The sequence below is a fragment of the Pantoea sp. UBA5035 genome, assembly GCF_002415245.1.
Taxonomy (GTDB): Bacteria; Pseudomonadota; Gammaproteobacteria; order Enterobacterales; family Enterobacteriaceae; genus Pantoea; species Pantoea septica.
The window spans coordinates 293,459-293,790 of the sequence record NZ_DICD01000008.1 but is presented as its reverse complement, the minus strand read 5'-3'; the positions used below and the strand labels follow the sequence as shown (position 1 = coordinate 293,790).

Annotated in this window: 1 protein-coding gene; it reads left to right on the top strand. The window is 63.6% G+C overall.

The window, feature by feature from the left end; genetic code table 11:
• Positions 1-271: ABC transporter permease subunit (locus tag B3229_RS06210; RefSeq protein WP_286870136.1), on the top strand; the 271-nt coding region annotated here is incomplete at its 5' end.
• Between the last annotated feature and the right edge of the window lie 61 nt (positions 272-332).

The window sequence follows — 332 nt, the reverse complement described above, 5'->3', positions numbered from 1 at the left end:
GCAGCGCTTTTTCGCCGTCGACGTGCCGCTGGCGCTGCCGGTCTGGCTCGCCGGGCTGCGCGTGGTGGTGGTGCAGACGCTCGGCATGGCGGTAATCGCCGCGCTGATCGGCGCAGGCGGCTTCGGCGCCATTATTTTTCAGGGACTGCTCAGCAGCGCGCTCGATTTGGTGCTGCTGGGGGTGATCCCGGTGATTGCGCTGGCGGTAGTGATTGACGCGCTGTTCCGCCTGCTGATTTCCCTGCTGGAGAGAACCCATGATTCACTTTAACGGCGTCAGTAAGCACTTCGCCGGCAAAGCGGCGGTGAAGGATTTGTCGCTGCAGATCGGC